This is a genomic window from Candidatus Binatus sp., from assembly GCF_036567905.1.
Classification (GTDB): domain Bacteria; phylum Desulfobacterota; class Binatia; order Binatales; family Binataceae; genus Binatus.
The window spans coordinates 14,782-27,059 of sequence record NZ_DATCTO010000097.1 but is presented as its reverse complement, the minus strand read 5'-3'; the positions used below and the strand labels follow the sequence as shown (position 1 = coordinate 27,059).

At 61.8% G+C, this 12,278-nt stretch carries 13 protein-coding genes; 3 read left to right on the top strand and 10 right to left on the bottom strand.

What is annotated here, in order from left to right; genetic code table 11:
- Nucleotides 1–36: 36 nt before the first annotated feature.
- Nucleotides 37–756: a hypothetical protein gene (locus tag VIO10_RS15105; protein WP_331966059.1), complete on the bottom strand. Its 720-nt coding sequence runs from the start codon at nucleotides 754–756 to the stop codon at nucleotides 37–39.
- A gap of 438 nt (nucleotides 757–1,194) precedes the next feature.
- On the opposite strand from VIO10_RS15105, the gene VIO10_RS15100 reads away from it, so the two are divergent.
- The 3 genes from VIO10_RS15100 to VIO10_RS15090 all read left to right on the top strand — a co-directional run bounded on the left by VIO10_RS15100 (nucleotide 1,195) and on the right by VIO10_RS15090 (nucleotide 2,972).
- Entirely contained in the window at nucleotides 1,195–2,004 is an 810-nt protein-coding gene (locus tag VIO10_RS15100) for a hypothetical protein (RefSeq protein ID WP_331966057.1), read from the top strand.
- Entirely contained in the window at nucleotides 2,001–2,435 is a 435-nt protein-coding gene (locus VIO10_RS15095) for a helix-turn-helix transcriptional regulator (protein WP_331966055.1), read from the top strand. Before VIO10_RS15100 ends, VIO10_RS15095 begins: the two co-directional genes overlap by 4 nt.
- 273 nt (nucleotides 2,436–2,708) lie before the next feature.
- The gene (locus VIO10_RS15090) at nucleotides 2,709–2,972 is read left to right on the top strand and encodes a hypothetical protein (RefSeq protein WP_331966053.1); all 264 of its coding nucleotides are present in this window, start codon (nucleotides 2,709–2,711) and stop codon (nucleotides 2,970–2,972) included.
- Nucleotides 2,973–2,988: 16 nt separating this feature from the next.
- On the opposite strand, the gene tyrS is transcribed toward VIO10_RS15090, so the two are convergent.
- From tyrS to VIO10_RS15045, 9 genes are all read right to left on the bottom strand, one after another.
- Nucleotides 2,989–4,188: a tyrosine--tRNA ligase gene (tyrS, locus tag VIO10_RS15085; RefSeq protein WP_331966051.1), complete on the bottom strand. Its 1,200-nt coding sequence runs from the start codon at nucleotides 4,186–4,188 to the stop codon at nucleotides 2,989–2,991.
- Nucleotides 4,189–4,285: 97 nt separating this feature from the next.
- Complete coding sequence (locus tag VIO10_RS15080; protein ID WP_331966049.1) at nucleotides 4,286–4,777, bottom strand: hypothetical protein; 492 nt, start codon at nucleotides 4,775–4,777, stop codon at nucleotides 4,286–4,288.
- 245 nt (nucleotides 4,778–5,022) lie between these two features.
- Nucleotides 5,023–5,676: an aminoacyl-tRNA hydrolase gene (gene pth / locus VIO10_RS15075; protein ID WP_331966047.1), complete on the bottom strand. Its 654-nt coding sequence runs from the start codon at nucleotides 5,674–5,676 to the stop codon at nucleotides 5,023–5,025.
- A 14-nt stretch (nucleotides 5,677–5,690) separates the two neighbouring features.
- A complete protein-coding gene (gene hisC, locus VIO10_RS15070) occupies nucleotides 5,691–6,776 on the bottom strand; it encodes a histidinol-phosphate transaminase (RefSeq protein ID WP_331966045.1) in 1,086 nt (361 codons plus the stop codon).
- Nucleotides 6,777–6,783: 7 nt separating this feature from the next.
- Nucleotides 6,784–7,827, bottom strand: coding sequence for a Gfo/Idh/MocA family oxidoreductase (locus VIO10_RS15065; RefSeq protein WP_331966043.1), 1,044 nt, complete (start codon nucleotides 7,825–7,827; stop codon nucleotides 6,784–6,786).
- Nucleotides 7,824–8,222: a divalent-cation tolerance protein CutA gene (gene cutA / locus VIO10_RS15060; RefSeq protein WP_331966041.1), complete on the bottom strand. Its 399-nt coding sequence runs from the start codon at nucleotides 8,220–8,222 to the stop codon at nucleotides 7,824–7,826. The genes VIO10_RS15065 and cutA overlap by 4 nt, the downstream gene beginning before the upstream one ends.
- A 1-nt stretch (nucleotide 8,223) precedes the next feature.
- Nucleotides 8,224–8,472 carry a glutaredoxin family protein gene (locus VIO10_RS15055; RefSeq protein WP_331966039.1) on the bottom strand — a complete coding sequence of 83 codons (249 nt, stop codon included), beginning with the start codon at nucleotides 8,470–8,472 and terminating at the stop codon, nucleotides 8,224–8,226.
- A 35-nt stretch (nucleotides 8,473–8,507) separates the two neighbouring features.
- Complete coding sequence (locus tag VIO10_RS15050; protein WP_331966036.1) at nucleotides 8,508–9,218, bottom strand: TIGR04282 family arsenosugar biosynthesis glycosyltransferase; 711 nt, start codon at nucleotides 9,216–9,218, stop codon at nucleotides 8,508–8,510.
- Nucleotides 9,215–12,220: an AsmA-like C-terminal domain-containing protein gene (locus VIO10_RS15045; RefSeq protein WP_331966033.1), complete on the bottom strand. Its 3,006-nt coding sequence runs from the start codon at nucleotides 12,218–12,220 to the stop codon at nucleotides 9,215–9,217. The genes VIO10_RS15050 and VIO10_RS15045 overlap by 4 nt, the downstream gene beginning before the upstream one ends.
- Nucleotides 12,221–12,278 lie beyond the last annotated feature (58 nt).

The window sequence follows — 12,278 nt, the reverse complement described above, 5'->3', positions numbered from 1 at the left end:
CAGATCGGCCGCCGCTTCTTTTGGAGCATCGCTGATTTACGCTTGCGCGTCGCCGTTCACCTCGTGACCGTGAGCAGCCGCCGATTCAACCGCGGCAAGACGCTGCCCGATTGGAATTGCAGGGCGGGACAACGTCGGCTGGATCGGGAACGGATTGTCAAACTGAATCCGCCGCATCGAATCGCTGGTCGCGAAGCCGCGCGCGAACACCGCATGCAGCAACTCCGCCAGAGCCTCGCCCTCGAGCACCATCGGCTGCACCCATATCTTGCCCCCGTCGGTCGTCTCGCAGTACGGCCACACGAAGGGATCGCCAGCGTTCACAAAGTTGGCCCGTGCATACGGGACCGACTGGTCGCATGGCTTGAAGGTCGGGTAAACCAGGACTGCATGGACCTGCATCAGGCCCACCAGAATAATCGAGCCGTGCTGTGCCAGCAGACCGGCGCCCTTGGCGAACGACCACAGCTCTCCCCCCTCCATCACCGACCGCGCCGGTAGATGGCTCAAGTCCGGCCGCGGATAACTTTGCGGAAAGCTGGCGAGATCGTGCATCAGGAATCCCGACATCATTTGCTCAGGGGGATCGTCGTCGTGCTCGAACAGCCCGTAGAGAAGCCCGTATTCGAGATGAATCTTGCCGATCTTCGACCGTTGCGTCTCCCGAAAACGTGCGCCCTTCTTCGCACGCGCCTCCTCCATCCGTTCGCTGAAAATCCGTCGTTCGCGCTCCGTCGTGAGTTGCCGTAGTTCCATTACCCTCATCCCTCCTGTTGCGGGGAGTTAATTCTCCCCGGCATATCCGAATGGAATTGGGGCTAGGACGACGACCCGGAAGCGAGGAGACCTGCCCCCCTCGCCGGAAGCTTGAAAAAGCCGTATGAAGATCGGTCGTGGCCTGGTAAAAAGCGAAGTCCCTCTTTTTTAGGTTCGCCTTCGGGGCCCCTTTCGATGCGAACCGGATTCGATGGCGCCCGGAGAGTGCCATCCCGGCAGGCTCTGCTGGTCATGGTCGCCACTGATGATTACTAAATGACGCGGATGGTGAACTCTGCGGTCATTAGCTAACTTAGAGTGTCGTTAGCAGAGTCATGATGTTAACGCAAGGATGACTCAGGGTGCTCTTTTTCGACACTTGCATTGCGGGCCGATGCCACCGTACACTTGATGTTCATATATGGGAGTCTGTTGGTTGTGGAACTGAAGTCTGAGCGAAGTTCCGCGGTAGATGCGGTGGTCGAAGAGATTCTGAGCCGGGCTCACACAGTCGGCCGCAAGGAACTTGAAGCATGGAGAAAACCGCAGCGGGAAGTGCGGGAATTGGCGCGCCTAGACTACGTCCGCGTCATACGCCGAACCCTCGATTACCACTCGCTGTGCGCTACTATCGACGAGATCAAGGAAATTTGGCCCGAGTTAAATCGCAAACAGTTTCGGCCCAAGCCGGTCGACTATCTCGCCGCGATTTCGTCAGACCTGCGCATCCATCTTCAGGCCAACCCCTATCGGGGACCCGAAGGCATGGCGCTGCGAGGCTTTTACGTGGACAAAGCCCCCAAAGTACTGAAGCGCCCGCTCATTTATCTCAACACCGCCCACGATCCGGCCGCGGTCTCGGCCACCTTTATGCATGAGATGAGCCACCATGTCACGGCGAAGGTTACCGGCCGCGCCGACAACGGAGTTCATTATCTCTTCAACGCCGCCCATCACGATCACCTGGCCCAACCGGCGGAACTCGTGGCCGACGCGATCGTCAGCCTTGCCGGGTATCCCCAACCGCTCGCGCGCAGAATCTTCGCAACGCAGTGGGATTGGGGCTTGGTCGCGCGCGCCGACAGGCTTCCCGATCAAGCGTTCGCGCAGATTCGCAGCCACGTGCGAACGTTGGGTGGATTTGATTTTACCGCTTCACTACCGCCCGGCCAGAGCTTCAATTATCTGACCGGAATGATCCATTACGCAAAACTCCGATGGGCACTATTGGTGGAATACGATCTATGAAAAAAGAAACTCTCGGTCAGGTCCTCAAACAGCGTCGCGGCGCTTATGCCTACACCCAGCGTGAACTCGCACGCAAACTCGGCGTCAAGGCCAGCCACGTCGCATACCTCGAAAACGGACGCCGCCGCCCTTCCCTCTCGCTGCTCTCGCGGCTGGCGGATACGCTCGAGCTCGACAAGCAGCGGCTGTTCCTCCTCGCGCATCCTGAGGCGCATTGGATAGTCGGCAAGGAGCGTGACTCTGCGCCCGCCACCCGGCAGGAAAACGCATGGCGCAAGTTTGTGGCCGATCGCGGGACGCTGACGCGTCACAAGGTGACGGATCAGGAGCTCAAGGTCCTGCAGAAGGTGAATATGCTCGGCCGCATCTCGGCGCCTAATCAGTTCCTGTTCATCTTGAACGCGATTCGCCAGGCGGTCGAAGAGGAATAGCCGAACCCGCGCTTCGGCTCTTCGACTTTTCAACTACCTTTTGCTGGCGGCACGCTGATTCCTTTGAGGAATTCGCTGCCGCTGGCAAAGCGTCGCGCGCAACCGCCTTGTGGTAGGCGGTCATCGTTTCTAACAGGGTACTTCGAGTACTCAGGGTAAACTCCGCCCGCATCGCTTCTGAACATCGGATGCGGGGGGTCGCCCCTGCCAATCTCAAGCCGTTGAGGCGACGCATGCGATGGTTTAGGCTCAGGTGATGGAAGTGCATTTTCGATGAAGATCGATATCGACCTCAAGTCCGGATTTCTGCAGAACCTCAAGCGCGAAGTGCTCGATTCGCTCAACCTCGAAGAACGCACGATCATCGAGGTTTCCACCGGCGAGATGGGCAACAAGCCCGACGCGGTCAAGCTTGGATGGCTCAAGATGCGGACCAAGGAGACCTGGACCAAGCAGCGGTACACCAAGGCTCTCGCCCGCACCATGGAAAAGCTCCGCGAAGCAGTGGCTCTGGCTGAGAAGAACAGGCAAGACTGAGTGCGCTGCCCTTGCGTCAGGGCTCGATCCGCGCCACTCGACGCTTGCCCACTTCGAGCACCTTGTGCTCGCCCGGCACAAAGCGAAAATTCACGTCGGTTATCGTGTGGCCGTCCACCCGCACCGCGCCCTGGCTCACCAGGCGCCGCGCCTCGCTGGTCGAAGGCGTGAACTGCAGCTGCTTCATCAGTTCGCAAATCCACAGATCCTCGGCGATTCGATACACCTGCGCGCTCGCCGGAATTTCCCGGCGCTGGTGCTTGCTCTCGAAGTATTGCTCGGCGCGATCCGCGGCGCGCGCGCCGTGGTATTCGGCGACGATCGTATGAGCGAGGCGTTTCTTCGCTTCCATCGGATGCAATCCGCCCGACTTCACCGCCGCGATCTCTTCCGCCGTCGCCTTGGTCAGCAACTCGTAGTATCGAACCATCAGTTGATCGGGCGCCGACATCAGCTTGCCGTACATGTCCTCGGGCTTGTCGGTCAGCCCGACGTAGTTTCCGTATGACTTGGACATTTTGCGCACGCCGTCGAGACCTTCGAGCAGCGGCATCGTCATCACCGCTTGCGGTGCCTGTCCGAAGTGCCTTTGCAGATCGCGGCCAACCAGCATGTTGAACTTCTGGTCGGTGCCGCCAATCTCGAGGTCCGCTTCCAGCGCGACCGAATCGTAACCCTGGATCACGGGATAGAGCAGTTCGTGCAGGAACAGAGGCTCCTGCTCCGCGAGCCGCTTCTCGAAGTCGTCACGCTCCAATAGACGGGCGACGCTCACCTTCGCCGCAATCTCGATCAGGCGGCGCACGCCCAATTCATTCATCCACTCGCTGTTGAAGCGGATCTCGGTGCGTTCGCGATCGAGAATCTTGAACGCCTGCACGCGATAGGTTTCCGCGTTGCGCTCGATCTGATCGCGCGACAGCGGCTTTCGCGTCTCGGAGCGTCCGGTGGGATCGCCGATCATCGCGGTGAAGTCACCCACCAGGAAAATCACGGTGTGGCCCGCGTCCTGAAAGTCGCGCAGCTTCTTGAGCGTCAGGCTGTGACCCAGATGCAGATCGGGCGCGGTAGGATCCATCCCGAGCTTGATCCTGAGCGGCCGGCCAAGCGCGAGCTTGGCCGCGAGTTCGGCCGCAGAAATGACCTCGCTGCTGCCCCTGGCGAGCGCGGCAGCCTGTTCCTTCGCCTGGTTTTCTTTCACGTCCCGCTTCGTCAATTCCGTTCGCCGGAGTTTCAATGACGCTCAAGCGTACAGGATTATTGACGCCGCGGAATAGCCCGCCCGCCACGCGGTCGCGCTCGCCGCGCGCGGATTATCCGCGATTAGCCGCCCGCCGGCCTTGATAGTGCGCTCGCTTGCCCACGCTCCGGATGCGGCGGCGACGGTCATGCGCGCCTTGCCGTTGGCAGACAGGGATCATGCCCAGCCTCCGCAACCCTCGTTCCACCACCCCGAGCGCGTGTTCGTGGACAATGCCGACTTCGCGCAGCCGGAACTCGCGGTCCGGGAACTCCAGCCTGCCTGCCTTGCAGGCGTGCGAAAATGTCCGCCGGCGCACGCCGAAGCAGCTTGGCCCGTAGAGTTCGCTCAGCAGCCACAGCGCGATCTCGTCAAGACCTCGCATGCACCATCCAATACACTGGTAGTCGTCGATTGCGTTGGCAGCCACCATGCACGCATCCGCCGGCAATTCCTCCGCCACCAACCGCCTCGCCCGTCCGCTGTGAAGCAGCTCGCGCAAGCGGAAATAAAAGCGCAGAGCTTCCTCCGCTCTTCTGAAGCGGGTCTTCTTTTCATCAAACATGCGCAGCCCCTATCCCCGGAGGTAAAATTATGAGACCGCACGAAGCGTATGGCCGACGGGGGCTAACCCAGGCCCCTCTCGCATCTGCACGAATAGCGCAGCCATCCGAACGGGACGCGAAATTTACCCGCCCAACGCGACGAGGCCTCCAATCTGTGATTGCTCTAGCGCGGCGTCGTTCGCCAAGTCAACACAATGATTATACTAGCAGACTTTTTGTTATTCGAGTGGCCGCTGAAACTCTTCTAGCCGCGCTGATTGTAGCGATTCATTGCCGCTTCGAGTCCGTGCTCCGCGATCGCCTCCACCGCGCCCGCTGCACGCTCAAGCATCGGCGTGAGCGCCTGTCGTTCGGCGGCGGTCATCGGACGCAGCAGGTAGTCCTTGTTTTCTTCGTTCTCCGGCGGCCGGCCGATTCCTATTCTGACCCGAATGAAGTCCGTGGTTCCCAGCGACTCCGCGATTGAATGAACGCCGCGGTTTCCGGCATCGCCGCCCCCCTGTTTGATTCTCAGCCGGCCCGCTTCAAGGTCGAGTTCGTCATGCACCACGATCAAGTGCTCGGGAGCAATTTTGAAATATCCGAGCAGGTCCGAAATGCATTCACCGCTCAGATTGTAAAAAGTCTGCGGCTTGACGAGTATCGCCGGCTTTCCGGCCAGCACGACTTCAGCGGTGACGCCTTTGAACCTGCGCCGGCGCGGTTCGACGCTTTTCGCTTTTGCGATTCGATCGATCGTCATGAATCCGGCGTTGTGACGCGCGCGCGAGTATTGCTCGCCGGGATTTCCCAGCCCGGCCACCACCCATTGAATCGATGAACGCGATTCGGATTCGGACTTCTTTCCGGATTGACGGGACAAACGGAAATTCCCGAACAGACGCTTGATCGCCGCCATCAAATTCAACCGGCTCACGCACCAATGCGGCGCTTCGTTTTCGATGGAGTTGCGCGGACCAACGGCTCGAGCGCCTTGAACAGCGCGGCCATCTCGGCCGGAGTTCCAATCGAGATTCGGATGGCGTCCTGAAGCAGCGGTGTCGCGAAATGCCGGACCAGGATTCCGTCCCGGCGCAGCCCGCGCGTCACCGGCGCTAGGTCGCGGCCCGGCATCCGCGCGAGCACGAAATTAGCCTGCGACGGCGGTACCACGAAGCCGAGCTTGCGCAGCCGCGCCTCGGTCAGAGCGCGCGTCCGAATTACTTTCGCGACATTGCGCCGCATCCAGCCGGAGTCGCGCAGCGCTTCGGCCCCTGCGGCCAGCGCGACCCGGCTCAAGTTGTACGAATCCTTGACCTTCAGCAACGCGTCGATCACCGGCGGATGCGCAAAACACAGCCCCAGCCGCATCCCGGCCAGCGAATACGACTTCGACAGGGTGCGCAGAACTACCACGTTGCGATGGCGCCGCATCAGGCCCAGCGCATTTTCGTCGGCAAAGTCCGCGTACGCTTCGTCGATCACCAGCAATCGGCCGTCCAGGCGTTTTGCCAGCGCGCCCAGGCTGCGGGTCGGAGTTGAGGTGCCCGACGGCGAATTGGGATTGCACACGACCGTGAGATTGGCGCGCGCCTGCGCGAGCGCGTCGAGCGGCAGCTCGAAGTCGGCGCCGAGCGGGCAGTGAAGGATTCGCGCCTCCTGCACCAGCGCCAACGTGTCGTACAGCGAATACGTCGGGACCGGATATGCCACAGTGTCGCCGCTTCCCAGCGTCGCACGAAACACCATCGCCAGCAGCTCGTCCGAGCCATTGCCCGCGATGATCATGCTTTGCGGTATCGAGTAGATCCGCGAGGCGCTCGCCACGAATTCATCGGCGCGCGGCGCCGGGTACAGCCGGATCGCCGACCCTGCCATCGCTTTCGCAACCGCGCGGCGCACCCGCGGCGATGGCGGATACGGGTTTTCATTGGTGTTGAGCTTGATTAAGCGCTGGCCCGGGCGCGGCTGCTCGCCGGGCCGATACGCCGCCATCTTTTTGATCGATTCGCGAAACATGTGTGAATTATGAATCCAGCGGCAGCCTGATTCGAGTACCGGTTCGCGACGAACGATAGCAGGCCTCGACCGCCTCGACCGCGCGCAGTCCGTCGTTCGCGTCGGGCGAGGGCTTCACCCGGCCTTGAATCGCACCAACGAAGTTTGCCGCGAGCGCGCGAAACGGAGCGAGCAGATCGCGTGGATCGAATCGGCTCATCACCTCGTCGCGCGAGAACCCCGGCGCCGGACTGCCGTCGGCCTTCAAAATCGAAATGTCCTGGCGTGGATAACCCGCCATCACTCTGCCCTCATTGCCGTAAATCTCGATCGCCGACAGCGCCGGCATGCTGCTCCAACTCGCCTCGACCACGCCGATCGCGCCCGACTTGAAGTGCATGATCATCGCCCCCGTATCCTCGACCTCGATCTGTTTGGCGAGGATGCCAACCTGCCCCGAGACCGAATCGACCTCGCCCATGATCCAGATTGCAAGATCTGTGACATGAACGCCAAGATCGAGCATCGCGCCGCCACCCGCTTCCAAAACCGTCGTGAACCACTTCTGTCCCGGCGCCCAGGACTCGGGTCCGCCATGCGAAAGGCGCGCGCGAATGAAATGCGGCCTGCCGATCGCCCCGCTCGTGACGGCGTCCTTGATCGCGCGCTCGACTCCGCCGTAGCGCCGCTGCATCGCGACCATCAGCACCCGCCGAGCCTTCGCCGCCGCATCCGCCATCCGGTGCGCGGCCGCAGCAGTCGGCGCCATCGGCTTTTCCACCAGCACGTGCGCGCCCGCGTTGAGCGCCTTTACGGTAAATTCGCAGTGCAAATGGTTCGGCGTGAAGATTCCGACCGCTTCGGGGCGCTCGCGCGCCAACATCTCCTCGAAATCGGAATAGACCTTCGGCCGGTCTGCCTCCCCCGGCCAAATCGCCCGTGCAACGCGCTCGGCCTTGTCGGCGGTGCGGCTCTGTATCGCGATGATTTGAGCGTCCGCGACACTCCGGAGCGCCGGAATATGCGCGCGTTCGGTAATCGCGCCGGCGCCCGCAATCGCAATCTTGATCATCGGGAACGCCGGCGAAGATCCGTTGCGCGTTTCGGCGGACGCTTCTTCGCCGGTGCGCGGAGCGGGCCGGTCGATTCAAGCAGCCACTTGACGTACGGCGGCGAGCCGCGATCCGCATTCAACGCCAGAACTTCCGGCGTTTCGTAGCTATGCAACTCGCGCACACGCTTCTCCAGCTTGAGGTAAAGACTCGCACGAGTCTTGATAATCAGCAGGTATTCGCGATCGTCTTCGACCGCATCGCGCCATCTATAAATGGATCGAACCGGTCCGACGATGTTGACGCAGGCCGCCAGCCTCTCGCCCACCAGCGCGCGCGCGATGGAGACGGCCTGTTCCTCGCTGCCCGCGGTCACGAGCACCGCCTTCAGCCGATGCGGCGTTCGAAGCGCCATCTCAGCCCCGCCCCTCGCGTGCCAGGCGTTTGCGCAACTCGCCGGGAGTGCATCGGTACTTGAACGCCTTGCGATCGTTCACGAACAGAACCGGCACTTCGACTCCGAAGCGAGCCTCGAGGCCGGGGTCGCCGTCGATCTCGATGCGCAGGAGACGCGCGTCGAATTTCGGAAGTTCGGCCGCAATCGTCTGTTCCATCTCGCGGCACAAACCGCACTCGTTGCGTGTGTAGAGAATCAGCTCGATCATGAATCGGCGCTCGTCTTGCCGCGCTGCGGGGTACTCTAGCGATCGTGGCGCAGGACTCCAAGCCGCTTGAGAACTGACTCGGTCGCGGGGCACGGCGACGCGCCCGCGCGGCGGCGCGCTCGCGCCAACAGTCGCAGATGCGCCGCCAGCAGCATCACGTCGGCCCATCGATCGACGTCATACCACGCCGGACCCAGCGCGTACCGAATGCCGGCGCGTTTGAGACGCTTTACGGTTGAATCGAACACGCCGCCGCTGCCCCATCGGATCGCGGTGAAGATCGGGGGCATCGCGCCGCGCACGCCGAGTGCGTAGTAGCCGCCGTCGAGACTCGGCGCGATCACGACGCGATTGCGGCAAAGCGCCTCGACGCTGGCCGCGAGCAGCGCGCCGGGAAGTGAAGGCGTATCGGTGCCTGTCAACAGCGCGCCGGAAGATGAAAAGGGTTCGAGCGCCCGCGCCATCCGCTTGCCCAACGACCCATCACCTTGATCGATCAGTTCAGCGCCGAATCGCCGCGCGAGCCGCCGGAAGTATTTGCTGCGCTCGACCCCGCCCGCTGCGCTCGCCGCGATGACGATCCTGGAGGAACCGATCGAGACTGCCTTGGCCAGCGCGTCGCAAATGAACGCGTCGGACAATGCTGCCGCGGCCGCAGCCGTCATTGCTCCGATCAATCGGGATTTGTTCCGATCCGCGACGGGCTCGCGGCAAAATACGATCAGCGCTGGCCGCGACGGGCTCACTTGATCGTGTTCGGACGAATGATATTTATCGGCATCCCGAGGGTTTTCTTGACGAACTCCGCCACCGACGTGATTGGCTGCGGCGTGATCGACGGATCGCTCACCTGGCCGCTAACGTGAAAGTACGCCGCGAGCAGTTTACCCGTGCCCGCACCGATGCGTTCTCCGATCAGTGGAATATGGTTCACCACCCAATCCACCGTGTCGAACGGAAACATGCCGACCTGCATATCGAGCGCGCTCGCGCCGAACTGAATGCTGCCGTTCGCCGTGATATCCATCACCGGACCCTGCAGCACGAAATTATCGGTGTAGAACAGCCCGCTCTCGCCCTTGAAATCGGTGATAATCGTTTTGAACGGGACCCCATTGACCCGCGGGTCGGGAATCTGCGCGCTCAGCCAATTCTTGATGTCGATAAAACTGAGCAGGCGCGAAAGCAGCGTAAACTTGTCGAGGGTTCCGTCTCTGACCGTCACCGACATGTCGCCGGCAAGCGTTTCGAAGAAGTTCGTGTCGGTGTTCGCCCACAGATCGATGGCGAGAAAAAGATGACCCAGCAATGGCGACTGCTTGTTCTTGCCGCCCAGCATGAAGAGTGGCGCAGGGTCCATGTCGGTGGCGCTGCCGGTCATGTGCATCCAGTTGTCCGGAGCACGGCCGGCAAGATCGAGCTTCATCTTTCCGCGATAAGCGGTCGCGCTCATGTTATAAACGTGCCAATCGCCGGCCGGGGAGCGGGTAAAATCGGTCTTGAGGTCGGTCATCTGAAAGGCGGCGAGATTTCCCGCCCGCGCTTCGATATGCCCGCTGCAAGGAACCGGAAAATGGATCGGCGGCGCAGCCGGCGACCACGGCATCCGCACAAAGTTCATCACCTCGAGATCGAGTTTCTGCAAGGCAGCGTCGATTCGAATCGACGGATGCGTATAGTCGGCTACGGTGATGCGGAAATTGATCGCCTGGTCCTCAAGCTTCGAGCCCGGCATCGACAAGATGAGCTGCTTGTGACGCATCGTGAGCGTCGCACCCTGAACCAGGATTGGCGAACGCAGGAAGTTGAATTTCACGCCGCCCTTTGCGAGCGTCAGCTTGCCCTCGGGCGTCATCGCGCCGGGCTTGCCGGGAACGCTGTTGACAACGACCTTGCCGCCAATCGCCCCGCTCACCGCGAAGTCGGACGGATCAACCAGCAGCGCCAGCCACGTTTCCGACGGGAAATCATGAAGCCCCAGCGTCAGATCATGCACGGCGATGCCCTGCGCTGTGAAATTCACGGCGCCATCCAGCGTCGCATCGCCGCCGGTCGCCGCCAGCATCAGATGGTCGAACTTGATTGAACCCGGTTTGATGGCGATGGCGCCGCCTGAAACCTTGAGCGGTCCGGGCGAACCCTTGATAGTGAGGACGGCGCCCGTTGCATCGGCGCGGACCTGATAGTTCTTGGGCGCCACCAGGGCCTTCGCGCTCAGCTTTCCGGATGCGGTAGCAATTATTTCGACGCGGCCGCTCAGACGTTCGAGACGATCGCGCTCCCGCAACTGATAAAAATCAAGCGCCTTGGCGATGGCCGGATAGAGCTCGGCGAGGTCTGCGTCGACGTTCACGCTGGTCTTATAGCCCGCGGCCTCGATTCCGTTGCTGAGGTCGGCGTTGACGACGAGGTCGTGGATCGCAGAGTTTCCAAACTTCGCGGTGCCTTGCGAGATCGTGAGCAAGCCTTTCGCGTAACCAAGCTGGGCGCTCAGATTTTCGACCGGCGGCAGTTTCGTATCCGTAGGAATTGTGAAACCGACGTCCTCGATGGTCCCGGTGACCACCAGGTTCTTGCGAATCGCATCGAGCGGCGCCGTCTTAATCTCGTCGAGTGCGGCGCTGAGCGTCGCTTCGCCGACGGTGATCTTGCCGGGTCTGAGCCGGTTGAGCATATCCACGAGGTCGGCAGGCAGATGGCGGACCGACAGCAGTCTCTGTTTGACCGCAGCGGCGTCGAAATGAAACCCGCCAACGTGGATTCCCAGCTCCGGGTTCCCGCTTTGAGGACCCAGCAGCTCGGTATCGGCGGAAAGCACCGCCCTGTTGACCTTGCGCAAAACAATCTGCGTGACGGCATACTTGCCGCCGGTAATGTCGAAGCCGGCATGGAGTGAGTAGTCGCCCAGATCGAACGGCGCGGCCAGCCGCCGGCTCTTGAGCAGCAGCTTTTGCGCACCCGCATCGGTCACGCCGGTCATCGAGCCATCGTCATGAAGCGAGAACTTGAGGCTGCCCTGCAAAGTGCCGGCCAACGCGAAACCCTCCGCCTCGATTCCGTCCAGCGGTACGTCCCAGGTCCACAACTGCCCATGCGCAAATTCGCCGGGCCGCGAATTTTTTCCGGCGCCAAGACTCATCTTCCCGCTTATCTGCGCTCCGGAAACGGGCGATCCAAGTACCGAGCCGCTGAACCCGAGCAGCCACAGGAAAGGCTGCCGGTGAGTGCGGTACGCGATGATTCCAACATGGTTGGCAAGCTCGGCGCCGTCGGCGTAGCGCACCGTGGCGTCGATCGTGTCGACGCGCCACGCGACCCGCGCCAGCGCGTGCAGCGCGTCTTGCAGCGCGCTTATGGTTTGCGCCCCTGGACTCGGCATGGGGACCGCGGCCGCGTTGGAGGAGGCTACAGGCAGCGTGATTTCCGGATTGGTCGCGGTCAGCCGATAGAGTGGAAGCCCGCTGCTGAATAAAATCGAATGGTACGAGACCAGCGCGCGCAGCGACTTCAGCTTGACGATTTCATGCCCGCGGGCGATGACCTGCGGCTGGTCGAGGACGACTGTCAGGTGAGTGCCGAGATGAACGGAGCTGGCGCGCGGGATGATATCGACGCCGGTGCGGTTGCGGACCGAGGCCAGAACGTAAACGACGATGCGCGACTGGTTGACCGCGATCAGCGCCGCCGAAACGCCGAGCACGGCTGCCACAATGAGCGCGGAAAGCGCGGCGATTCGGACCAGTCTCATGATTGCCGTGACGCGATCCGCACGTCGGTTGTGGCGCCGTCCGCCTGGCTCACGAAGC

Excerpts from the sequence above, each read along its gene's own strand:
- VIO10_RS15105 (WP_331966059.1), bottom strand. The coding sequence starts at position 756 with ATGGAACTACGGCAACTCACGACGGAGCGCGAACGACGGATTTTCAGC.
- VIO10_RS15095 (WP_331966055.1), top strand. The coding sequence starts at position 2,001 with ATGAAAAAAGAAACTCTCGGTCAGGTCCTCAAACAGCGTCGCGGCGCT.
- VIO10_RS15090 (WP_331966053.1), top strand. The coding sequence starts at position 2,709 with ATGAAGATCGATATCGACCTCAAGTCCGGATTTCTGCAGAACCTCAAG.
- VIO10_RS15080 (WP_331966049.1), bottom strand. The coding sequence starts at position 4,777 with ATGTTTGATGAAAAGAAGACCCGCTTCAGAAGAGCGGAGGAAGCTCTG.
- pth (WP_331966047.1), bottom strand. The coding sequence starts at position 5,676 with ATGGCGGCGATCAAGCGTCTGTTCGGGAATTTCCGTTTGTCCCGTCAA.
- hisC (WP_331966045.1), bottom strand. The coding sequence starts at position 6,776 with ATGTTTCGCGAATCGATCAAAAAGATGGCGGCGTATCGGCCCGGCGAG.
- VIO10_RS15065 (WP_331966043.1), bottom strand. The coding sequence starts at position 7,827 with ATGATCAAGATTGCGATTGCGGGCGCCGGCGCGATTACCGAACGCGCG.
- cutA (WP_331966041.1), bottom strand. The coding sequence starts at position 8,222 with ATGGCGCTTCGAACGCCGCATCGGCTGAAGGCGGTGCTCGTGACCGCG.
- VIO10_RS15055 (WP_331966039.1), bottom strand. The coding sequence starts at position 8,472 with ATGATCGAGCTGATTCTCTACACACGCAACGAGTGCGGTTTGTGCCGC.
- VIO10_RS15045 (WP_331966033.1), bottom strand. The coding sequence starts at position 12,220 with ATGAGACTGGTCCGAATCGCCGCGCTTTCCGCGCTCATTGTGGCAGCC.